Annotated in this window: 21 protein-coding genes and 2 pseudogenes; 6 read left to right on the top strand and 17 right to left on the bottom strand. The window is 60.3% G+C overall.

The genetic code is table 11. The features are described from left to right. The 4 genes and pseudogenes from C7477_RS19135 to C7477_RS04305 all read right to left on the bottom strand — a co-directional run. A pseudogene (locus C7477_RS19135) lies at window positions 1-277 on the bottom strand (IS66 family transposase); the annotation flags it as partial. Next, window positions 257-433, bottom strand: a pseudogene (gene tnpB / locus C7477_RS19130) (IS66 family insertion sequence element accessory protein TnpB); the annotation flags it as partial. The pseudogenes tnpB and C7477_RS19135, both read right to left, overlap by 21 nt. Beyond that, on the bottom strand, window positions 414-872 hold the full coding sequence (tnpA, locus tag C7477_RS04310) for an IS66-like element accessory protein TnpA (protein ID WP_181418342.1): 459 nt from the start codon (window positions 870-872) through the stop codon (window positions 414-416). The pseudogene tnpB and the gene tnpA, both read right to left, overlap by 20 nt. 103 nt (window positions 873-975) lie before the next feature. Then, on the bottom strand, window positions 976-1,410 hold the full coding sequence (locus C7477_RS04305; protein WP_110749334.1) for a winged helix-turn-helix transcriptional regulator: 435 nt from the start codon (window positions 1,408-1,410) through the stop codon (window positions 976-978). An 86-nt stretch (window positions 1,411-1,496) separates the two neighbouring features. Here C7477_RS04305 and C7477_RS04300 point away from each other — a divergent pair, with 86 nt between their 5' ends. Further along, a complete protein-coding gene (locus tag C7477_RS04300) occupies window positions 1,497-2,312 on the top strand; it encodes an oxidoreductase (protein WP_110749332.1) in 816 nt (271 codons plus the stop codon). A 94-nt stretch (window positions 2,313-2,406) separates the two neighbouring features. On the opposite strand, the gene C7477_RS04295 is transcribed toward C7477_RS04300, so the two are convergent. From C7477_RS04295 to C7477_RS04280, 4 genes are all read right to left on the bottom strand, one after another. Then, window positions 2,407-3,393 carry a glycerophosphodiester phosphodiesterase family protein gene (locus C7477_RS04295; protein WP_110749329.1) on the bottom strand — a complete coding sequence of 329 codons (987 nt, stop codon included), beginning with the start codon at window positions 3,391-3,393 and terminating at the stop codon, window positions 2,407-2,409. Window positions 3,394-3,718: 325 nt separating this feature from the next. After that, on the bottom strand, window positions 3,719-4,501 hold the full coding sequence (gene xth, locus C7477_RS04290; protein WP_110749327.1) for an exodeoxyribonuclease III: 783 nt from the start codon (window positions 4,499-4,501) through the stop codon (window positions 3,719-3,721). Between the two features lie 103 nt (window positions 4,502-4,604). Further along, entirely contained in the window at window positions 4,605-5,234 is a 630-nt protein-coding gene (locus C7477_RS04285; protein WP_110749325.1) for a glutathione S-transferase family protein, read from the bottom strand. A gap of 243 nt (window positions 5,235-5,477) precedes the next feature. Further along, entirely contained in the window at window positions 5,478-6,692 is a 1,215-nt protein-coding gene (locus tag C7477_RS04280; RefSeq protein ID WP_110749323.1) for an NADP-dependent isocitrate dehydrogenase, read from the bottom strand. A 141-nt stretch (window positions 6,693-6,833) separates the two neighbouring features. Between C7477_RS04280 and C7477_RS04275 the strand changes: the two genes are divergently transcribed. Beyond that, window positions 6,834-7,667, top strand: a complete 834-nt coding sequence (locus tag C7477_RS04275; protein WP_110749321.1) for an RNA methyltransferase — start codon at window positions 6,834-6,836, stop codon at window positions 7,665-7,667. Continuing rightward, window positions 7,664-8,497 carry a glutamate racemase gene (murI, locus tag C7477_RS04270; RefSeq protein WP_110749319.1) on the top strand — a complete coding sequence of 278 codons (834 nt, stop codon included), beginning with the start codon at window positions 7,664-7,666 and terminating at the stop codon, window positions 8,495-8,497. Before C7477_RS04275 ends, murI begins: the two co-directional genes overlap by 4 nt. Before the next feature lie 109 nt (window positions 8,498-8,606). On the opposite strand, the gene C7477_RS04265 is transcribed toward murI, so the two are convergent. Both C7477_RS04265 and C7477_RS04260 read right to left on the bottom strand, forming a co-directional pair. Beyond that, window positions 8,607-9,653 carry an LLM class flavin-dependent oxidoreductase gene (locus C7477_RS04265; RefSeq protein WP_110749317.1) on the bottom strand — a complete coding sequence of 349 codons (1,047 nt, stop codon included), beginning with the start codon at window positions 9,651-9,653 and terminating at the stop codon, window positions 8,607-8,609. Window positions 9,654-9,967: 314 nt separating this feature from the next. Then, a complete protein-coding gene (locus tag C7477_RS04260; protein WP_110749315.1) occupies window positions 9,968-10,612 on the bottom strand; it encodes an NAD(P)-dependent oxidoreductase in 645 nt (214 codons plus the stop codon). A 146-nt stretch (window positions 10,613-10,758) separates the two neighbouring features. On the opposite strand from C7477_RS04260, the gene C7477_RS04255 reads away from it, so the two are divergent. Further along, on the top strand, window positions 10,759-11,166 hold the full coding sequence (locus C7477_RS04255; RefSeq protein ID WP_110749313.1) for a winged helix-turn-helix transcriptional regulator: 408 nt from the start codon (window positions 10,759-10,761) through the stop codon (window positions 11,164-11,166). A 2-nt stretch (window positions 11,167-11,168) separates the two neighbouring features. Here C7477_RS04255 and bspC read toward each other — a convergent pair whose 3' ends face one another. Together bspC and C7477_RS04245 are read right to left on the bottom strand one after the other, a co-directional pair. Beyond that, window positions 11,169-11,588, bottom strand: a complete 420-nt coding sequence (gene bspC / locus C7477_RS04250; protein WP_110749311.1) for a type IV secretion system effector BspC — start codon at window positions 11,586-11,588, stop codon at window positions 11,169-11,171. A gap of 56 nt (window positions 11,589-11,644) precedes the next feature. Continuing rightward, window positions 11,645-12,250 carry an extensin-like domain-containing protein gene (locus C7477_RS04245; RefSeq protein WP_245411710.1) on the bottom strand — a complete coding sequence of 202 codons (606 nt, stop codon included), beginning with the start codon at window positions 12,248-12,250 and terminating at the stop codon, window positions 11,645-11,647. Window positions 12,251-12,735: 485 nt separating this feature from the next. On the opposite strand from C7477_RS04245, the gene rpsD reads away from it, so the two are divergent. Further along, window positions 12,736-13,353: a 30S ribosomal protein S4 gene (rpsD, locus tag C7477_RS04240; protein WP_110749307.1), complete on the top strand. Its 618-nt coding sequence runs from the start codon at window positions 12,736-12,738 to the stop codon at window positions 13,351-13,353. 229 nt (window positions 13,354-13,582) lie between these two features. Here rpsD and C7477_RS04235 read toward each other — a convergent pair whose 3' ends face one another. From C7477_RS04235 to C7477_RS04225, 3 genes are all read right to left on the bottom strand, one after another. Then, window positions 13,583-14,845 carry a multidrug effflux MFS transporter gene (locus C7477_RS04235; protein ID WP_110749305.1) on the bottom strand — a complete coding sequence of 421 codons (1,263 nt, stop codon included), beginning with the start codon at window positions 14,843-14,845 and terminating at the stop codon, window positions 13,583-13,585. Window positions 14,846-14,998: 153 nt separating this feature from the next. Beyond that, window positions 14,999-15,331 (bottom strand): Grx4 family monothiol glutaredoxin, encoded by a 333-nt coding sequence (gene grxD / locus C7477_RS04230; RefSeq protein ID WP_110749303.1) that lies wholly within the window; start codon window positions 15,329-15,331, stop codon window positions 14,999-15,001. 102 nt (window positions 15,332-15,433) lie between these two features. Continuing rightward, complete coding sequence (locus C7477_RS04225) at window positions 15,434-16,453, bottom strand: helix-turn-helix domain-containing protein (RefSeq protein WP_110749301.1); 1,020 nt, start codon at window positions 16,451-16,453, stop codon at window positions 15,434-15,436. A 170-nt stretch (window positions 16,454-16,623) separates the two neighbouring features. Here C7477_RS04225 and C7477_RS04220 point away from each other — a divergent pair, with 170 nt between their 5' ends. After that, window positions 16,624-17,637, top strand: a complete 1,014-nt coding sequence (locus tag C7477_RS04220; RefSeq protein WP_245411719.1) for an alpha/beta hydrolase family protein — start codon at window positions 16,624-16,626, stop codon at window positions 17,635-17,637. A 230-nt stretch (window positions 17,638-17,867) separates the two neighbouring features. Here C7477_RS04220 and C7477_RS04215 read toward each other — a convergent pair whose 3' ends face one another. Further along, entirely contained in the window at window positions 17,868-18,101 is a 234-nt protein-coding gene (locus C7477_RS04215; RefSeq protein WP_110749298.1) for a BolA/IbaG family iron-sulfur metabolism protein, read from the bottom strand. Between the two features lie 118 nt (window positions 18,102-18,219). Next, window positions 18,220-20,424, bottom strand: coding sequence for a phosphoribosylformylglycinamidine synthase subunit PurL (gene purL / locus C7477_RS04210; RefSeq protein ID WP_110749296.1), 2,205 nt, complete (start codon window positions 20,422-20,424; stop codon window positions 18,220-18,222). Window positions 20,425-20,533: the final 109 nt, after the last annotated feature.

Raw genomic sequence — 20,533 nt, 5'->3', positions numbered from 1 at the left:
CCAGAGCGCCACGGCTGACGGGAACCCCGGCGCGCTCGAAGACCTGCGCCAGGCGGTAGAGCGGGGTGCCGTCGACATATTTATGAACCAGCGCGAAGGCCAGCGTCGAGGCAGTGGCGATGCTGCCAGGCAACGGTTGCGCGGGCATCGGCGCGATCACGACCGGCGTGGTGATGCCGGTCCGCTCGCAGTGGCGGCAGGCATATTTGAACCGCACATTCTGCAGGACCTTCGCCTTCACCTCGATATGAAGCTGCTCGGCGACGAGCTTCATCCGGTCGCGACGTTTATTGCAGAACGCAAAAACCGCCGGAGCAAACGGATCGAGCGCCATCGTCTCCTGAACCAGAACCGCAAGGCTGTTGATCCCGGCCCGAAAATCGATCGGCTCGCGGTGCAGATAGACTTGAAGATCAGCGCCCAGCCTGAACATCGCCCAACGCTCCTGACATCGCCGTCAACCCATCCACATCCCCGCATTCCAGCGTCAATTCCACGCCGTTCGGCAGTGACGCGTTCAACCGGGCCGGCGAGGACAACCGGCCCGTCCTGTGTGATGCCGCCAGCCGCCCGTCACCACGCGTGGCCGGCATATCCAATACGCTGCCCTGCATCGGCGAGCTGCGATCCGCCGCGACAACCGGAATGAACGCCGATGTCGCCGAGGGCGGCAGAGATTGGGCTTCCCTGGCGGTCTTTATCCATTTGCGCAGAAGATTCGTGTTGATCCCATGCTCAAGCGCAAGTCGCGATACCGACACGCCGGGCTCAAGGCACGCCGCGACAAGACGCGCTTTCGACGCCGCATCGTAGCGTCGGCGCCCGTTGCGCAACACCCGCCTCACCGGCAGCTTCCGTTCATCGTCCTCAATCACTTGGTGTCCACCTCCGTTAAGTGGACACCTCATGTCAAAACATACTCAATACGAAAAGGTGCACAGAAATTCGCGCTTACGCTTGAAGTGACTGAGCCTGTCATGGTTTTATAATCCGGATCGCCCGCGTTCCGATCTTTGCGCCTGTAATGTTATCCACGGCGACAGGCTCGATGTCTGTTCCCATTTCAGCGTCCAGAAAGCGCGTCAGCTTGCCGCCGCCGCGGTGCTTTCTGCCCCAGCCACCAATCATGAAGAGCACCGGCAGAAAATCCTGTCCGGCGAGCGTCAACACATACTCATCACGCGGCGGCCGCTCCTGATAACGCCGCTTTTCCAGCAGGCCTTCCTCTGTCAGCGTCGCAAGACGGCGCGTCAGCATCGTGGGCGCGATACCGAGACTTTTGCGGAAATCATCAAAACGCGTGATGCCGGCATGGGCGTCGCGCAATATCAACATGCTCCACGCGTCGCCGACGAGGGTCAGGCTGCGCGCAATGGGGCATGGCTCGTCCAGAAGATTGTCGGTGTTCATATTATTTTGATAGTGACTCGATTTCAAAATGATACTAACTGTCGCGGAGTGGATAGTCCACCCTGCAACAGGAGAATTGAGATCAGATGACCAAGACGGAGAATCGCGTAGCCATAGTCACAGGCGCATCGTCGGGTATTGGCCTTGCAACGGCAAGAGCCTTGAAGGAGACCGGCTATCGCGTGTTCGGAACCAGCCGGAAGGCGGTCACTGAGACATCTGATGGCATTGCCATGCTGGTCTGCGACGTGACCGACGACGCGTCGGTCAAAAAGATGGTGGATGAGGTTCTGCGCGAAGCGGGACGCATCGATCTACTGGTCAACAATGCCGGCATTGGCCTCGTTGGCGGCGCGGAGGAATCCTCCGCCGAGCAGGCGCAGGCTTTGTTCGATGTGAATGTCTTCGGCGTTCTGCGCGTAACGAATGCCATATTGCCGATCATGCGGCGGCAGCGGGCGGGCAGGATCATCAATATGAGCTCCGTCCTGGGATTGATCCCGTCGCCCTACAATGCGCTTTACGCCTCCACCAAGCACGCGATCGAAGGCTATTCGGAATCGCTCGATCATGAACTGCGCACGTTCGGCATTCGGGTCGTGCTCGTCGAGCCGGGTCTTACCCGCACCTCGTTTGAAGAAAACATCACGCGCCCAGACCAGCCGCTTTCCATCTACGATACGATACGCGCGCAGGTCGAAAGGCAGATGCGCAGCGGTGTGGAAGGGGGCGACGCTCCGGAAGTGGTGGCGCAAACCGTAGTGAAAGCCGCCACCGAAGCGCAGCCGAAACGGCGCTACACCGCCGGGAAACTGGCAGGGCAGGGCAGATTCATGCGGCGCTTTCTGCCTGAATCCGTGGTCGACAGGAATATCCGCAAATTCAGCAACTTGCCCGGTTGAGATGAGAAAGGCGGGGCGCGGCGGCTCGAAGGCTGCGCCTTTTGTTTCTCCCCGCCTGCGCTCAGGCTTTCGCGAAAATCTTTAGCTTGGTGGATTAATCGACCGGGGTGTGGACCAGCGGACCGATGCGGTCGACACGGTTGGTCCAGATGGCGCCGTTGAACCGGGCAGGAATTCGCCGTAGCGTCTGTTCGTCATCGACGCCGGTTGTAGACTTTTCGCCATTATTGTGCCCGAGAGTGACGAGAAGCGAGCCATGGTCTTCGAGGCGCGCGGCAAGCCGGTTCGGATATCCCCAGATGAAGGGCGCGAAATTCGCCGGGACCATGAACAGCGTCTGCCGGCAATCTTGCGGCACATAACCGCTCCAGCCGAGCAGCGCGTGGCGGATGAAGCAACGGATCGCTCCATCGGTTCCCAGAACCTTGGTTTCGGGGCTGGACGCTTTGAAAGTGTCGATCGCCTTGCCGCCGCCATAGACCATGATATTTGCCCGCTGTTCGGGCGGAAGGGTATTGAGCCTGGCGGCGAGAAGGTGGCCCTCCCGCTCGTCATTGCTCTTGATGTTGATGAGAAAGCGCCGGTCCGGAAAGGCCGCCAGCACCTCGTCAAGCGACGGTATCAGGCCTGCGCCTTTGCCACGGAACGGAAAGGTTTTTCCGCCATCGGCGGTATAGCCATAACCTATGTCGAGCTTTTTGAGGTCGGCAAGACTCTGCTTGCGGGTGACGCCTGTCCCTTCGGTGCGGCAATCGATGGTCCAGTCGTGGAAGACGGCGAACTGGCCGTCAGTGGTAGGGTGCACATCGAATTCGACAATATCGGCGCCGGCCGCGAAGGCCGCCTTGAAGCCTTCGATCGTATTTTCGAGATAAGGATGCTCCGGCTGGAATATCCGCGTTGCCGTGCAGGTGTCGTTCTGCAGCCCTTCACGCGAGAAGGTCTGGCCAAGGCCGCGGTGGGCGATGACGAGCGGGCGAGGCCGTTCTTCCGGCGCTAAAAGATCCGTATTGACGGCAAAAGCCGTGACAGCAAAGGCACCGGCGGCAACACCTGCAATTTTGAAGAATCGATGAACCATTGAAATCCTCCCTCGTCAGCTTTGCACGAGAACGGGATGCAATTGAGTTTAAGTATCCCGCTACAGGTATTTGTTTTTAAAGCATAATCTCACCCGAGAAGGGTGCGTACCTTTCGGGATCATGCTTTTTAAGCCGCATGATTTTGTTCGAAAAGTCTGCAACTTTTTGGGATCATGCGGCCCGCCAAATGCGGCAAATCGTTGGCGCGGGACGTGGTCTAGAGCATCTCATCTGTGACAAGCACAGGAATCCATGCCTCAACCTATCCATTCACGACAACGGCGCAAAAGGACACCAAGTGGTTCCCTTAAAAGAGGAAGCTCTCTAGATCGTCAGCTCGATAACGACCGGTACGTGGTCGGACGGCTTCTCCCACGCGCGCACATATTTTTCGATATCGGCGGAGACAAGGCGATCGGCGGCTTCCGGCGACAGCATCAGGTGATCGATGCGGATGCCATTGTTGCGCCGCCATGCGCCCGCCTGATAATCCCAAAATGTATAGAGATCGGGCGCGTCGCTGACGGAACGGATCGCATCGCTGAAACCCAGATTTTCCAGCCTGCGGAATGCCTGCCTTGTCGCGGGGAGGAAAAGCGCGTCATTGAGCCATTGTTCTGGATGTTTCGCATCCTGCGGCTGCGGTATGACATTATAGTCTCCGGCAAGCACCAAAGGCTCCCCCAATGGGAGACGGCTCGATGCCCAGCGCTCCAGCCTTTCCATCCAGGCGAGCTTGTAGAGATATTTCTCGGTATTCACCGGGTTGCCGTTTGGCAAATAGAGGGAAGCGACGCGAATGACGCCGCCAGGCCGCGAAAACACTGCCTCGATGAAACGAGATTGCTCATCCGTATCCGCGCCGGGAAGCCCGCGCAAGACTTCATCCGGTGTGTTTTTGGAAAGAATGGCAACGCCGTTGAAGCCCTTCTGGCCATGAGTCTCCACATGATAGCCTAGAGCCTCGATTTCCAGTCTTGGAAACAGCTCATCGACGGACTTGATCTCTTGAAGGCAGACGACATCGGGCGCTGACTCCTGCAGCCAACGCAGAAGGTTATCGATCCGCGCCTTGATACCGTTGATGTTCCATGTCGCAATTTTCATGCTTCGAGGCTTAAGCCGCCGGCCAATGGAGGGCAAGAGCTTCGCTGCGTTCCTGACAGCACAATTCGCGAATTGTGCTGTGGTTCGGTTTTGATACGACCAATCAGCTTGAAGCCTTCTTCATGCTCTGTGCGGCGGCATCGTCCAACTCATTGGCGCGAGCCAAGGCCTGGCGTTGCTTTAGCCGCTGCGCATAGGCGGTGAAGGCTGGGCGCGGTTCGAGCGTGCCGAAGCCAAGACCCCAGGATACTTGCGAGCCGACATAAACGTCAGCGGCGGTGAAACGCTCGCCGGCAATATAGGGATGACGCGATACGGCCTTTTCCAGGGCATCGAGAACGGACGTGTAGGTTCCATAGCCGACCATGCGACTTTTTTCAGCCGGCGGCTCGAGGCCGAGCGCATGGTTGGTCAGCGCCGCCTCTACGGGACCGGCGGCAAAGAACATCCAGCGATAGTAATCGGCGCGCTCCTCCGGACGAGGAGCCAGCCCTGCCTGCGGAAAAGTATCCGCCAGATAGGCGCAAATGGCGGCAGCTTCGGTGACAACATGCGAACCGTGGCGCAGCGCGGGAACCTTGCCCATGGGGTTGATCGCGCAATATTCGTCGTTCTTCATCGGCGGCCCGAAATCGAGGATTTCCACATTATAAGGCTCGCCGATCTCTTCCAGCATCCAGCGGGCGATGCGCCCGCGCGACATGGGATTGGTATAGAGCGTCAGTTCGGACATGGAGGACCTCCTTCGATAACAGCAGGATGCACCCATTCCCTCCAAAAGAAAACCCGGCCTCGGAAGGCCGGGTTTCGGTGTGGTGCCTCCTTCCCCCTTGCGGGGAAGGTGCCCGCGTCAGCGGGCGGATGGGGGTGGTGACGTTACGCCAATTTCTCCGGCAAAAGCGCAAACGTCACCACCCCCACCCGACCCTACGGGCCACCCTCCCCGCAAGGGGGAGGGAAATAGCGTCGGACTTATTTACGCAGCCATCGCCTTCTGCAAATTCTCGTCGATCTTGTCGAGGAAGCCGGTGGTCGAGAGCCAAGGCTGGTCCGGGCCGATCAGCAGCGCCAGATCCTTGGTCATGTAGCCGGATTCAACCGTATCGACACAGACCTTCTCGAGTGTGTCGGCAAAGCGCTTCAGCTCGGCGTTATTATCAAGCTTGGCGCGGTGTGCGAGGCCGCGCGTCCAGGCGAAGATCGAGGCGATCGAGTTGGTCGAGGTTTCCTCGCCCTTCTGGTGTTGGCGATAGTGGCGGGTGACAGTGCCATGCGCGGCTTCCGCTTCCACCGTCTTGCCATCCGGCGTCATCAGCACTGAGGTCATCAGGCCGAGCGAGCCGAAGCCCTGCGCCACGATGTCCGACTGCACGTCGCCATCGTAGTTCTTGCAAGCCCAGACATAGCCGCCGGACCATTTGAGCGCGGAGGCGACCATGTCGTCGATCAGGCGATGCTCGTACCAGATCTTCTTCTTCTCGAATTCGGCCTTGAACTCGGCGTCGAACACTTCCTGGAAAATATCCTTGAAGCGGCCGTCATAGGCCTTGAGGATCGTGTTCTTGGTGGAGAGATAGACCGGATAGCCGCGCTGCAGGCCATAATTGAACGAGGCGCGGGCGAATTCCTTGATCGATTCGTCGAGATTGTACATGGCCATCGCCACGCCGGCGCCCGGCGCTTCATAGACCTCGTGCTCGATCACCTCGCCGTCGTCGCCGACGAACTTGATGGAGAGCTTGCCCTTGCCGGGGAACTTGAAATCAGTGGCGCGGTACTGATCGCCAAAGGCATGGCGGCCGACGATGATCGGCTTGGTCCAGCCCGGCACCAGGCGCGGCACGTTCTTGCAGATGATCGGCTCGCGGAAGATCACGCCGCCCAGAATGTTGCGGATGGTGCCGTTGGGCGACTTCCACATCTTCTTGAGCTTGAATTCCTCGACGCGGCCTTCATCGGGGGTAATGGTCGCGCATTTGACGCCGACGCCATATTGCTTGATCGCATTGGCGGCGTCGATCGTGACCTGATCGCTGGTGGCATCGCGGTTTTCGACCGAAAGATCGTAATATTTCAGGTCGACGTCGAGATAGGGATGGATGAGCTTGTCCTTGATGAACTGCCAGATAATGCGGGTCATCTCATCGCCGTCGAGCTCGACAACCGGGTTCGCAACCTTGATCTTCGCCATTGAAAAAGCCTCTTGTCTTGGTGGGTCGCGCCCCTATAGCACCACGTCGCGCCAAGGCAAAGGGCGATATCGAGGGGGCGTGTTTGAGTTTTCCCCGCGATTGTGCCAGTGAGTGCGGCATTTCAGATATAAGAGACTGTCATGGCCGGAACGGACAAAAATCGCCCATTCATCGCGGAAGGCCCCGCCATCATTCTGGTTGAGCCGCAATTGCCGGAGAATATCGGCATGGTGGCGCGGGCGATGGCGAATTTCGGGCTTTCCGAGTTGCGTCTCGTCAATCCACGCGAAGAGTTTCCCAATGAGAAGGCGCGCGCGGCGGCGAGCAAGGCCGATCATGTGATCGATGGCGCGAAGGTCTATAGCGATCTGCCCTCCGCCATAGCGGACCTTGGCTTTGTATTCGCCACCACGGCGCGCGAGCGCGATGGCTTCAAGCCGGTGCGCGGGCCGGTGGAAGCGGGCAGGGTGCTGCGTCAGCGCTTTTCGGCGGGACAGAAGATCGGCATCCTCTTCGGGCGCGAGCGCTTCGGCCTCAGCAATGAGGAGGTGAGCCTTGCCGACGAACTGGTGACCTTCCCGGTCAATCCGGCCTTTGCCTCGCTCAACATCGCGCAAGCCGTGCTGCTGATGTCCTATGAATGGATGAAATCGGGCATGGAGAGCGAGACCGATACCGCCTTTCGCGGGCCGGAACTGGAGCCGGCGCGCAAGGAAACGCTTCACGGTTTCTTCAACCATCTGGAGGAAGCTCTTGATGCGCGCGGCTATTTCCGTCCCGCGGCGCGCAAGGAAACCATGGCGCACAATTTGCGCTCCGTGCTGACCCGCGCCGGATTTGGCGAAGCCGAGGTGAAGCTGTTGCGCGGTGTCGTCACCTCGCTCGATTATTTCACGCGCAAGCATCCGCGCGGCTCCGGCGCGCCGGAAGGGCGCGAAAAGCCGAAGGGGGCGAAAAAGGAACAAGGCGAATGACGCTTGTCGAACCGGTAGCGCAAAAGGCGGTCGATATCGCGCTGGACCGGCCGATATTGGTCTTCGACAGCGGCATTGGCGGGCTGACAGTGCTGCGCGAGGCGCGGGTGCTGATGCCGGACCGACGCTTCGTCTATATCGCCGATGATGCGGGCTTTCCTTATGGCGGATGGGAAGAAGAGGCGCTAAAGGCGCGTATCGTCACGCTATTCGGCGGTTTTATCGCCCAGCATGATCCGGAAATCGCGATCATTGCCTGCAACACGGCCTCGACGCTGGTGCTCGACGATCTGCGCCGCGCCTATCCCGCAACACCCTTTGTCGGCACCGTCCCGGCGATTAAGCCTGCGGCGGAGCGCACACGCTCGCGGCTCGTCTCGGTGCTGGCGACACCCGGCACGGTGAAGCGCGCCTATACCCGCGACCTGATCCAGTCATTCGCCACGCAATGCCATGTGCATCTGGTGGGAAGCGAAAATCTCGCCCGCATGGCGGAGGCGCATATCCGGGGCGAGGCGGTGGATGACGCGGCGGTTCTGGCGGAAATCGCGCCGTGCTTCATCGAGAAGGACGGAGGGCGCACGGATATCGTCGTGCTCGCCTGCACGCATTATCCCTTCATGGCCAATGTCTTTCGCCGGCTCGCGCCCTGGCCGGTCGATTGGCTCGACCCGGCAGAGGCGATTGCCCGCCGCGCACGCTCGCTCTTGGCGAGCAGCGGCGCCCAGCCGGAGCATGGCGACGACATAGCCATCTTCACCTCCGGCCAGCCGGATTTTTCGACAAGAAGGTTGATGCAGGGGTTTGGGTTGGGGAGTAGTGAGTGGTGATCAGTAAGCAGTGATCAGTAAGCAGTAAGCAGTGAGCAGTATGCAGTAAGCAGTAAGCAGTAAGCAGTAAGCAGTAAGATAGTGATGCTCACCGCTCACCGCTCACTGATCACTGATCACCGCTCACTCCCAACGCCTTCCTCACCTCCGGCGCCACCCGTGTCCCGAACAGCTCGATGGCCTTCATCATCTTGTCGTGCGGCAGATTGCCGACGCCGGCCTGCATCATGAAGCGGTCGTGTTTGAAATAGGAATGCTCGAGCAATATTTTGTCGATCACCTCTTGCGGGCTGCCGGTCAGGAGCGAGCCGCGCGGGCCGCGCATGGCGTCGAACTGGGCGCGGGTGGTTGGCGGCCAGCCGCGTTCGCGGCCTATCTGGCTCATGACATGGGCATAAGGCGGGAAGAACTCGTCGGCAGCGGTCTGCGAATCCTCCGCCACATAGCCGATGGAATTGATGCCCACGCGTAAAGCGTCCGGCGCATGGCCGGCTTTTGCTCCCGCCTCGCGATAGAGATCGACCAGCGGTGTAAAACGCTGGGGATCGCCGCCGATGATGGCGATGGCGAGCGGCAGGCCGAGGAAGCCGGCGCGGGCCACGGATTGCGGCGTGCCGCCGACGGCGATCCATACGGGCAGCGGGTCCTGAATGGGTCGCGGATAGACGCCGCGACCGTTGATCGGCGCGCGCAGTTCGCCGGACCATGTGACGCGCTCATTGGCGCGCACGGCCAGAAGCAGGTCGAGCTTTTCGGCAAACAGCTTGTCATAATCATCGAGGTCGTAGCCGAACAGCGGATAGGATTCGATGAACGAGCCTCGTCCGGCCATGATTTCCGCCCGGCCGCCCGAGAGAAGGTCGAGAGTTGAAAAGCTCTGGAAGACGCGGATTGGGTCGTCGGAAGAAAGCACCGTCACCGCGCTGGTGAGGCGAATATTCTTCGTGCGCGTGGCGGCTCCCGCCAGCGCCACGGCGGGAGCGGAGACGGCATATTCCGGGCGGTGGTGCTCGCCGACGCCGAAGACATCGAGCCCGACCTGGTCGGCGAGTTCGATTTCCTCGATGAGGTTCCTGAGCCTTTCGGCGGGCGTGACCGGGCGGCCCGTCTTCGGGTCCGGCCCCATATCCGCGAATGTGTAGATGCCGAGTTCCATTGTGTGAGCCTTTCAGTAAAGATCGGCTCGCACATAAGGCGCGCCCCTGATCTTGTTAAGGACGCACCTTTTCGTGTTCAAGTCACCCGGAGGAAACTGGCGGCCGCTGCCATTAGTACGGTTCCTGTTTTGATGGAACCGCCAAGCGCCCGCGCCCTTCGAGGCTTCGTTCCGCTTCGCTCCACTACGCACCTCAGGATGAGGGCTACTGCGGCGTTGCAATCCCTCACCCTCATGGTGAGGTGCGAGCGTAGCGAGCCTCGAACCACGGGGGTGAAGGGCGCACAGTTGTTTCCGTGTAAATATGAAATGCTCTAATAAGCCGCCGTGAAGCGCTTGCGGATGTGCTTGCCCTGTTCGGCCTCGTCGAGAATGGCGACGGCGAGGTCAGCCGTTGAAATCCTGCTCTCGCCCTTGTCGTCAACAACCAGCTGGTCGCCACCTAAACGGTATTTTCCGGTGCGTGTCCCGGGTTCCAGATGAATGGCGGGGGAAACGAAGGTCCAGTCGAGGCCGTTTTCAGCGCGCAGTTCATTGAGTGCGTCACGGGCGCCGAGCGCGCCTTGCTTCCATTCGGCGGGGAAATCCGGCGAATCGACAAGCTGGACGCCGGGGGCGACTTCAAGGCTGCCGGCGCCGCCGACGACGATCAGGCGCGCGACGCCGGCCTTCTTCGCCGCGTCGTTGATGGAGCGGCTGCCCTTCACATGGGTCGCGCGGATTTCCGGATCGCCCCAGCCCGGATTATAGGCGGAGATGACGAGGTCGTGACCGGCCAGCGCCTTCGCCAGCGCATCGGTGTCGAGAATGTCGGCCTTGACGGCTGTGACATTGTCCAGCGTTTCCACCTTTTCGGGATGGCGGACGAGGGCGGTGACGGAATGGCCGCGGGAGGCGGCTTCCTTGAGGATATGCGAGCCGACGAAGCCCGTGGCGCCGATGAGGGCGATCTTTGCCATGATAGTTGTTCCTTTCGTTCTGTGCAGGATTAAGGTATTTTTTGTATTCAGGTTATCAATGGTAACTACCTATGGCGGGCTTGGCGGTTTGTGAAGAACGCACTTTTTCCTATTCAGGGCACATGGATGTAACCGGGAGCAGCAGCATGACGATTTCGACGAAAGCGGAAGAAGGCGCGCCGCTACTTTCCACGACGCCGGGTTTCGAGCCGGACGGCGATGGCGGCTGCCCGATCCGCGAGGTGCTTGACCGGGTTGGGGATACATGGAGCATCCTCGTGATCTTCAATCTTCAGGAACACCCGCTACGCTTCAACGCGCTGCGCCGCTGCATCGAAGGCATCTCGCAGCGCATGTTGACGGTCACGCTCCGGTCGCTGGAGCGCGATGGGCTGGTGGCGCGGCGGGTGAAGCCGGTTTCGCCGCCGGAGGTGGAATATTCGCTGACGGAACTTGGGGCTTCACTGGCCGGGCCGATCGACGCGCTCGGTAGTTGGGGGGCGCGGCATCGTGCGGCCTTGCGCGCGGCGCGGGCCGCCTTCGACGCAGGGTAGGTTCACTTCGCCGCAGGTTTGATTTCGATCGCCTTGATCCTGCCCCTGACGATGCCGCAGCGCAGCGTGATATCCGCCCAGTTGGTGGAATTCGCGCGGGGTCGCGCCTGACCGGCGACGGAAATGACGGAGGAAATTTTCGTCGCATCTCTGTCGCTGAACGGGCCCATCTTTCGCACCGTCCTAGCCTTGCCGATATCCTCTTCGGTGAAGCCAAGCCGGTCGAATATCCTGCTCATCTTGACCAGATCGTAGCCGGTTGCGATGCAATCCGCGATCCGCGGCGAGGCGTGCTGGTCCTTGACCAGCGTCTGGTAACTGCCCTGAAAGTCTCTCGACCGCTTCGGCGGCGTATCCGCATAGGCAGCGCCGGCAATTAGCGAAGCAAAGACAGTGTTCAGCAAGAGTTCTGCGACTTTCATTGCTCTTCTCCTCGTCACTGGGAGTATCCAGGCTCCAATAATGCCGCGAAACCGGTTTACTGGCAAATGCGCGACGTACAGTTGGTGCCGTGGCAGCCCTGATCGAGGTGCAGATTGGTCTTATGGGCGGCGTCGCCATCCGGGCCGATAACGGTCATGAACATGTCGCAGCTCGTCTTGTGAATGGAGCGCCAGAATTCTTTTTCCTCCGGCTTTCCATTCCAGCCGGCCGCCAACTCGGTCGTTCGGCCATTCTTGAAGCGGAATGACATGATATCGAGCGCGTTGGCGAAGGCATGTTCGGACACACGGCCAGATGAGCCGCGATTGACTTTTCGACACTGATAGTCCGAGCCGGTCGCGACCGCCTCGATCTCCGCGTTGAAGGATTTCAACGCCGCCTTACGCACTTCGCCCGCCCATTGCGCGAGTGTGGTGGCCATGGCGCAGTTGACGGTGACGGGCGCTGCCAAAGCCAGCGGGTTCTCCTTGCCGATGGCGGTGAGCGACAGGGGCGAGCGTTCTCCGCAATCGCCGTCGGTTAAAGGCGCAACGAGCTTACCCCGCACCTCGCCATTCATCAGCGCCGGGCAAGCTGTCTGGTAGACGCGCTCATCCTTCTTCTCCGCCTTTTCGTCCTCTGGCGACGCATCGTTCGGCATTGCTGGCGGCGCAGCGGGAGCAGGGGGCGGCTCTTGCGGTTTTGGTTCTTCCTGTTGGGGCCGTGGTTGCGGAACCGGAATCGCGTCCGGCGCAGGCGCCGCCAAGACTTCCCCCGCGCTGAGGCACATCAACAGGGCGGTCAATGCAAGAAGGCCATTGCGCGATAATCGGAAGGATACGTTCACCGGCTTTTCCCCCTGGTCAGCATTTCTCCATATTGCCATGTTGCTGCTTTATGGTGTGTCACGCTTGATGACAGAACGTAGCAATTGCCGGCGGCTTGACATCCGCCTCTCCGCTGCCTAAAAACCCGCCAGCGCAAGAGCCTTTTCAGGTTCCTGCGTTCCATTGACGTGTCCCGTGGACGAATGCCGCAAAGCGTGCGCGCATCGTCCTGTCAGTCCTCGAAAACGGAGGGCAGAGGAGGGCGCGTTTCCTTGATCGGGGCTCACGCTCCGGTCGTTTACGTTTGAAGGGAAATGCGATGAGCAAGCGCGAATCCGCAAAATACAAGATCGACCGCCGTCTTGGCGAAAATATCTGGGGCCGTCCGAAGTCCCCCGTCAACCGCCGCGAATATGGCCCCGGCCAGCATGGCCAGCGCCGCAAGGGCAAGCTTTCCGATTTCGGCGTGCAGCTGCGCGCCAAGCAGAAGCTCAAGGGCTATTACGGCGATATTTCGGAAAAGCAGTTCCGCAAGGTCTATGAGGAAGCTTCCCGCCGCAAGGGCGATACGGGCGAGCACCTGATCGGCATTCTGGAATCGCGTCTCGACGCCGTGGTCTACCGCGCCAAGTTCGTTCCGACGATCTTCGCCGCGCGCCAGTTCGTCAATCACGGCCATGTCAACGTCAATGGCCGCCGCGTCAACATCCAGTCGTACCGCTGCAAGCCGGGCGACGTGATCGAAGTGCGCGAGAAGTCGAAGCAGCTCGTGATCGTTCTCGAAGCCGTCCAGCTCGCCGAGCGTGACGTGCCTGAGTATATCGAAGTCGATCACAACAAGATGACCGCGAAGTTCGCCCGCGTTCCGGCCTTCTCCGATGTGCCTTACGCTGTGCAGATGGAACCGAATCTGGTCGTCGAATTCTATTCGCGCTAATCTTTCGGACAGTTTACAAGAAGAGCCGCTCGGGTTTCCCGGGCGGCTTTTTGTTTATGTGGTGCTTCCCACCTGGCCGTCATTCTCGGGCTTGTCCCGAGAATCTACCGACGGTCGGTCTGTCAGAACGGTATTTTTTCCCTTATGGCAGCTTCTCGGAAGCCCGAGAATGACGGCTGGAAAAGATGGTTGTCCTGCCAGCCAGCGGTTCAATTAAACCATGACACTTCTAATCCAGATGAATAACCTGCGCAGCAGGCTTGTTCTGCGCCTGGAACAGTTTGCCGCGTTCGGCGATGAGCACGAAGATCAGGCCGATCGCGCCAAGCACGAAATAGCCCGCTGATATCGGAACCGTCGTGCCGTCGAAGGTCTGCCCGATGACGGCGCCGATGGCTGCGCCGATCAATGTCTGCGTGAAGCCGAGCACCGCCGACGCGGTCCCCGCCACCTTGCCGAGCGGCTCCATGGCAAGCGAATTGAAATTCGCGCCGATCAGGCCGAAGCAGAACATGATGGCGGCGAACAGCGCCATGTAAAGCGGGAAGGGTACGATTCCACGCATCGACAGCAGCAGCCAGACGAGGCTGATTGCGACAAAGGCGACGAGCATGGAATGCGAAATGCGGCGCATGCCGAAGCGTCCGACCAGCCGGGAATTGATGAAGGAGGCCAGGGCCATCGTCGCGGCGACGCCGGCGAAGGCGAGGGGGAACCATTGGCCAAGCTTGTAGATATCGAGATAAATCTGCGAGGCCGAATTGATGAAGCCGAAGAGCGAGCCGAAGATGAAAGAGGCGGCGAGCGTATAGCAGACTGCCACGCGATTGCTCAGCACGATGCCGAAGCCGCCGACGATGGAAGCCAGCGTCAAAGAGCGGCGATCCCCAGGATGCAGCGTCTCTGGAAGGCGGAAGAACGTCCATAGAGCGATGACGAATGCCATGACCGCCATGAAGGCGAAGATCAGGTGCCACTCGCCGAACAGCATGATGAGCTGGCCAGTCGCGGGCGCCACGATGGGCAGGATCATGAAAACCATCATGACCAGCGACATGACCTCCGCCATCTGCCGCCCCTCGAATATGTCGCGCACGACCGAGACGGCGACGACACGCGTGGCCGCAGCGCCCGCGCCTTGCAGCGCCCTGAAGGCCAGAAGCATGGCGAAGGTTGGCGAAAGGGCGGCTCCGATGGCGGAAACGACAAAGACGGCGAGGCCGAACAGAAGCGGCGGACGGCGTCCGAAGCGGTCACTGATCGGGCCGTAAAGCAGCTGGAAAAAGCCGAAGCCGAAGAGATAGGCCGAGATGACATATTGCCGGTGATTCTCATCGGTCACGCCGAGACTGGCGCCGATCTGCTGCAATCCGGGCAGCATGATATCGATGGCAATCGAATTGATCGCAATCAACGCCGCGATCAGCGCGATCAATTCCAGGCGTCCGAGCCGCATTTTCGGCTGCTGGGGCATTGTCTTTTGCGTCGTCATGGTCCGCTTATCGCCGGTTGTGGATTAAGAATCCAATAAAACAACGAGAAAGGCGCCGGAGGGCCGGCGCCTTGGATCCTCGGGTCAAGCCCGAGGATGACGATAGGGGGCTCGAGGACCACGATTTTGGCCCGAGGACGACAATAGGGGAGATCAGGCAGCCTTGGTGGCGATGCCCTTGCCGGAGAACAGGTCTTGCAACTCACCGGCCTGGAACATTTCACGCAGGATGTCGCAACCACCGACGAACTCGCCCTTCACGTAAAGCTGGGGGATTGTCGGCCAGTTGGAATATTCCTTGATGCCCTGGCGTAGTTCGTCCGACGAAAGCACGTTTATGCCTTTGTAATCGACGCCGATATAATCGAGAATCTGCACGACCTGCCCGGAAAAACCGCATTGCGGGAAGCCGGGGGTGCCTTTCATGAAGAGCACGACGTCGTTGGTCTTCACTTCATTGTCGATAAAATCATTGATGCCGCTCATGGCGTCTTCCTTTCCGCGCGCCGGGGGAGGGCCGGCTATAGTCGAGCATTTGCTGACCAATATTTATGGCAGGAAGCGCCGGGGTGCAATGCGGCAATGTGATTATCCTGACGATAGCCGGTTCTGAACGCGCCAGACAGCCGGGCTGAGCGACGTGACCCGCCGGAACTCGCGGTTGAAGTTCGATTTGGTCTGGAAGCCGGCCTCGAACATCGCGGCGGTGACCGAAATGTCCGTCTCGCGCAACAGCCGGCAGGCTTCGGTTATGCGAAACTCGTTGATATACTGCGATACATTCTTGCGCTCCAGCCGGTTGATTGCGCCGGATATCTGCCGCGCTGGAAGCCCCGCGCGCCGCGCCAGCCGCGACAGGGTGAGGTTTTCGTCGCGGAACAGCGATTGCTCGGTCAACAGGCGGTTGACGCGGTCCAGAACCTCGCGATCCTGCGCCGCCGTCGTTGCGGCTTCCTCCGCATCCGGGGCTGGCACGGCTTGCGCCCGCGCGGCGACGATTGCGGTGAGACCGAGAAGAAGCAGCCAGAGCAGGTTTGCATTGCTTACCAGCAAGGCCGCATTCGTTCCCTTGCTCCATTCGAAGTCCAGGAAGATCACCAGATCGAACGAGGCCGATAGGCACAGCGACACGGCGGCAATGACGAGAGCGCGGTGCGCCGCGACGACGCCTTCAAGCCGCGCTTCGTCCAGACTGTCCGGTCCGGTGCGGCCAAGGTTCAGGACAGCCAGCGCATAGCCGATGAAAAGCACGATCAGGGCCGCGTCGATCAATTCCGGCGCCAGCAGTTCCAACACCACCATGACGATCGGCGGCGCCGCGAATTGGAGCCATCGCGCCGCGCTGTCTGCCCGGTCGCGGTGGATCAGGCTGCGAAAGCTCGCCAGCACCAGCGGAGGAACGCAACTTGCCAGCACCGGCAGCACATAGCGCAGCTCCGCGATGCCATATCCCCATCGCAAGCCGACAATGGTCGACTGCAGGGCGCATAGCGCCAGCAGGGCAAGAAAGGGCCGATTGCCCCTGGCGTACCCTTGGTTACGCAACAACGCCGCGAGCAAGATCAGCAGCAGCAGGGCGACGACGAAGGGGAGCGGGATGAAGATCACGGCGCGCTTTACTTAGAATCAGTCCGGTCAAAAATGGTCCGGATTGCGATTAGAGGACGACCTTTATCGTGATCCAGGACGCGCAAAAGCGCAATGCCTGCAATGGTTCGCTGGTCTTTCAGCAACCGAGTGAGGTTACAATGGGTCTTCTTCATCTTTTCTCTGTAGCGATGCTGGCTTTCGGCGCTCTCACCGCGCCTTGTCATGCAAGCGACGTTGGCGTGCGCCAGATCATGGCCCCCTCCAAAGCGCGGGGAATTAATCTCGACGTTACCGTTTGGTATCCGGCTGGTTCAGGCGGCGCGCCAGTCACACTTGGCGAGAGTGCGTTTTTCAAGGGAACGCCCGCCATGCGCGATGCGCCGATAGCCGATGGGAAGTTTCCGCTGATATTGCTCTCGCACGGCGCGGGACTTGGGGGAAACCCACAAGTGCTAAACTGGCTCGCGGCCCCATTAGCGAAGAAGGGATTTATAGTGGCCGCGCCCACTCACCCCCGAAATTCAGGGCCAAACCGTTCGGTGGTCGAAACGATAAAACTTTGGCTGCGCCCTTCGGATCTCACCGATACCTTGAATGCGGTGGAGAAAAACAGCTTTTTCAAAGCGCATCTTCAAGGCGACAAGGTAGGCGCTTTGGGACTTTCGATGGGCGGCGGCACAGTGCTTACCATTGCCGGCGCCCGCATGGTTCCACAACGTCTGGCTAGTTATTGCGACACGGATGAACTCAACCCTTCCTTTTGTGGATGGGTGAGGGACAGTGGTGTCGATCTACATTCAATGGATTTCAGTGCCGCTGGCGGTGATTATGAAGACAAGCGCATCCGGTTTGTCATGGCCCTTGATCCCACTCCGATCGATGTGTTCGACATCAGGAGCTTTTCCAAAATCTCCATTCCCGTCGAACTGATAAATATGGGGCAACCGGGAAAGCTTCTTGTGTCTACGGATGCTTCCAAAATTACGAAAGCCATTCCGGAAGCCACTTACGTCGCGGTCAAGGATGCTAGCCATTATAGTCTGCTTCCTGAGTGCAAGCCCGGCGCGGCGGAACTGGCGGAATCGGAAAAGATCGGCGATCCGATTTGTTCGGATGGCGGAGGCGTGCGGAACGAAATCCATGCGCAATTGATTGATATGGTGGTTGCGGCTTTTAGCCGGGGGCTGAAGGCGGGACGTTAAAGCAGATCATGTTTTTGATGGAAGCGCCCAGACACCCCCCTCTGCCCTGCCGGGCATCTCCCCCTCAAGGGGGGAGATTAGCCTTCAACAGGCGCTCGGCACCAGTCGCAAAACGCTGCAGAATTGGAGCCTTGGGCAGCATCAGCCAATCTCCCCCCTTGAGGGGGAGATGCCCGGCAGGGCAGAGGGGGGTGTTTCGCCAGCCTTTATCGGGTGAACGCGAGCCCCGCTTACTCCGGTGCGCTCGTCTGCAGCGCCAGGGCGTGCAGCACGCCGCCCATATTGCCCTTCAGCGCATCGTAGACCATCTGATGCTGCTGGACGCGGGATTTGCCGCGGAAGCTTTCGGCTACGACTTCGGCGGCATAATGATCGCCATCGCCGGCGAGATCGCGGATGGTTACCTTCGCATCGGGTATCGCTTCCTCGATCATTTTTTGAATGTCGTGTGCGTCCATCGCCATTTTGCAGTCTCCCCATGCAGGCGGGCAATCCCGCAGATGCATTCATTTCGAGTCGCGTTTAACGCCGGGCCGTTCCCATGATATGGCGGCAATGCCCGGCAGCGTCAATCCAGCTGTCTCAGCCCGCCATATAAGCAGGGAACCAGCCCTCATGCGCCTTCGTCAGCGCGTCGACCGTAACGTCGAGTACGCCGTTCACGACCAGCGCCGCGCCGCCGACGGTGCCGAGCGTACGGAAGGGTACGCCCGCGCCTTCGGCATTGAGCGTGATGAGCCGCGCCATTTCCGGCGTCGCCGCGATGAGATAGCGGGCCTGATCCTCGCCGAACAAGCGGGCATGGCGGGGGCCTTCGCCGATATCAACCGTCGCGCCCTTGCCGGACTTCATGCACATTTCTGCCAGCGCCACGGCAAGGCCGCCATCGGAAAGGTCATGGCAGGCGGTTACCTGGCCGTTGCGGATGGCCGAGCGGACGAAATCGCCGTTGCGCTTTTCGGTTCCCAGATCCACCGGCGGCGGCGGCCCGTCGGCACGGTCAGACAAGTCGCGCAGATAGATGGACTGGCCGAGATGGGTTCCATCGACGCCAAGCAGCACGAGCACATCGCCATCCTGCATGCCGCCGATCTTCGCCATCTTGCTCCAGTCGGGGATGAGGCCGACGCCGGCAATGGTCGGGGTAGGGAGAATGGCTTCGCCATTGGTCTCGTTATAGAGCGAGACATTGCCCGAGACGATGGGGAAGGAGAGGCTGCGGCAGGCCTCGCCGATGCCCTGGATGGCCTTGACGAGCTGGCCCATGATCTCCGGCTTTTCCGGATTGCCGAAATTGAGGTTATCGGTGGCCGCAAGCGGCTCCGCGCCGACGGCGGTGATATTGCGCCAGCATTCGGCCACGGCCTGCTTGCCGCCTTCGAACGGGTCGGCCTCGACATAGCGGGGGGTGACGTCGGAGGAGAAGGCGAGGGCCTTCGTCTCATGCCCCTCGACGCGGACGACGCCGGCATCGCCGCCGGGGATCTGCAGCGAATTGCCCTGGATCAGCGTGTCATATTGCTCGTAGACCCAGCGGCGCGAGGAGAGGTCGGGAGAGCCGATGAGCTTGAGAAGTGCCGCGCTGTAATCCGTAACCTCCGGTACGCTCTCCGGGGCGAGTGGCGCATGGCGGCCTGGCTCGATCCATGGGCGGTCGTATTCCGGCGCCTCGTCGCCCAACTCCTTGATCGGGAGATTGGCGACTTCCGCGCCCTGATGCAGTACGCGGAAGCGGAGATCGTCGGTCGTGTGGCCGACAATGGCGAAATCGAGCCCCCATTTGCGAAAGATCGCCTCGGCCTCTTTCTCTTTTTCCGGGCGCAGCACCATGAGCATGCGCTCCTGGCTTTCGGAGAGCATCATCTCGTAGGCAGTCATGCGCTCCTCGCGCACCGGCACCTTGTCAAGGTCGAGCTCGATGCCGAGATCGCCCTTGGCGCCCATCTCGACCGCCGAGCAGGTGAGCCCCGCCGCGCCCATGTCCTGAATGGCGATGACAGCGCCGGACGCCATCAATTCAAGGCAGGCTTCGAGCAGGCATTTCTCGGTGAAGGGGTCGCCGACCTGCACGGTCGGGCGCTTTTCCTCGATGGATTCGTCGAATTCCGCCGAGGCCATCGTCGCGCCGCCGACACCGTCGCGGCCGGTCTTGGCGCCAAGATAGACGACGGGCAGGCCGACGCCCTTGGCCTCTGAAAGGAAAATCGCGTCGGTCTTGGCGAGACCGGCGGCAAAGGCGTTGACGAGGATATTGCCATTGTAGCGCTTGTCGAAATTCACCTCGCCGCCGACGGTCGGCACACCGAAGGCATTGCCGTAGCCGCCGACACCCGCAACCACGCCGGATACCAGATGCCGCGTCTTGGCGTGATCCGGCGCACCGAAGCGCAGCGCGTTCATCGCCGCGATCGGGCGCGCGCCCATGGTGAACACATCGCGCAGGATGCCGCCGACGCCCGTCGCCGCGCCCTGATAGGGCTCGATATAGGAGGGGTGGTTGTGGCTCTCCATCTTGAAGACGACGCAATCACCATCGCCGATATCGACCACGCCGGCATTCTCGCCCGGTCCCTGAATGACCTGCGGTCCGGTGGTGGGAAGCGTGCGCAGCCATTTCTTGGAGGATTTGTAGGAGCAGTGCTCGTTCCACATGGCCGAGAAGATGCCAAGCTCGGTGAAGCTCGGCTCGCGGCCGATCAGATCGAGAATGCGCTGATACTCGTCCGGCTTCAGGCCATGGGCGGCGATCAGGTCAGGCGTGATGGCGATGTCGTTGCGAATGGTCATTCTGTCCGGTTTCTTTTGTTACAGGCGCGGCCTGAAAAGCGGATGGATCGTTCTGCGGGGGCTATAGAACAGTTCCCGTTCCGATGGAAGGCTAGGCCGCAATAACGAT

The sequence above is a fragment of the Paramesorhizobium leguminum genome (assembly GCF_003217235.1).
GTDB classification, from domain to species: Bacteria; Pseudomonadota; Alphaproteobacteria; order Rhizobiales; family Rhizobiaceae; genus Paramesorhizobium; species Paramesorhizobium leguminum.
Note: the sequence above shows the minus strand (reverse complement) of the source record. Positions and strands in the feature narration are given on the sequence as shown.

Excerpts from the sequence above, each read along its gene's own strand:
- C7477_RS04285 (WP_110749325.1), bottom strand. The coding sequence starts at position 5,234 with ATGTCCGAACTGACGCTCTATACCAATCCCATGTCGCGCGGGCGCATC.
- C7477_RS04245 (WP_245411710.1), bottom strand. The coding sequence starts at position 12,250 with ATGCCGAACGATGCGTCGCCAGAGGACGAAAAGGCGGAGAAGAAGGAT.
- C7477_RS04260 (WP_110749315.1), bottom strand. The coding sequence starts at position 10,612 with ATGGCAAAGATCGCCCTCATCGGCGCCACGGGCTTCGTCGGCTCGCAT.
- C7477_RS04305 (WP_110749334.1), bottom strand. The coding sequence starts at position 1,410 with ATGAACACCGACAATCTTCTGGACGAGCCATGCCCCATTGCGCGCAGC.
- C7477_RS04235 (WP_110749305.1), bottom strand. The coding sequence starts at position 14,845 with ATGACGACGCAAAAGACAATGCCCCAGCAGCCGAAAATGCGGCTCGGA.
- grxD (WP_110749303.1), bottom strand. The coding sequence starts at position 15,331 with ATGAGCGGCATCAATGATTTTATCGACAATGAAGTGAAGACCAACGAC.
- C7477_RS04265 (WP_110749317.1), bottom strand. The coding sequence starts at position 9,653 with ATGGAACTCGGCATCTACACATTCGCGGATATGGGGCCGGACCCGAAG.
- xth (WP_110749327.1), bottom strand. The coding sequence starts at position 4,501 with ATGAAAATTGCGACATGGAACATCAACGGTATCAAGGCGCGGATCGAT.
- C7477_RS04295 (WP_110749329.1), bottom strand. The coding sequence starts at position 3,393 with ATGGTTCATCGATTCTTCAAAATTGCAGGTGTTGCCGCCGGTGCCTTT.
- C7477_RS04280 (WP_110749323.1), bottom strand. The coding sequence starts at position 6,692 with ATGGCGAAGATCAAGGTTGCGAACCCGGTTGTCGAGCTCGACGGCGAT.
- murI (WP_110749319.1), top strand. The coding sequence starts at position 7,664 with ATGACGCTTGTCGAACCGGTAGCGCAAAAGGCGGTCGATATCGCGCTG.
- purL (WP_110749296.1), bottom strand. The coding sequence starts at position 20,424 with ATGACCATTCGCAACGACATCGCCATCACGCCTGACCTGATCGCCGCC.
- bspC (WP_110749311.1), bottom strand. The coding sequence starts at position 11,588 with ATGAAAGTCGCAGAACTCTTGCTGAACACTGTCTTTGCTTCGCTAATT.
- C7477_RS04255 (WP_110749313.1), top strand. The coding sequence starts at position 10,759 with ATGACGATTTCGACGAAAGCGGAAGAAGGCGCGCCGCTACTTTCCACG.
- C7477_RS04215 (WP_110749298.1), bottom strand. The coding sequence starts at position 18,101 with ATGGCGATGGACGCACACGACATTCAAAAAATGATCGAGGAAGCGATA.
- C7477_RS04220 (WP_245411719.1), top strand. The coding sequence starts at position 16,624 with ATGCTGGCTTTCGGCGCTCTCACCGCGCCTTGTCATGCAAGCGACGTT.
- C7477_RS04300 (WP_110749332.1), top strand. The coding sequence starts at position 1,497 with ATGACCAAGACGGAGAATCGCGTAGCCATAGTCACAGGCGCATCGTCG.
- rpsD (WP_110749307.1), top strand. The coding sequence starts at position 12,736 with ATGAGCAAGCGCGAATCCGCAAAATACAAGATCGACCGCCGTCTTGGC.
- C7477_RS04275 (WP_110749321.1), top strand. The coding sequence starts at position 6,834 with ATGGCCGGAACGGACAAAAATCGCCCATTCATCGCGGAAGGCCCCGCC.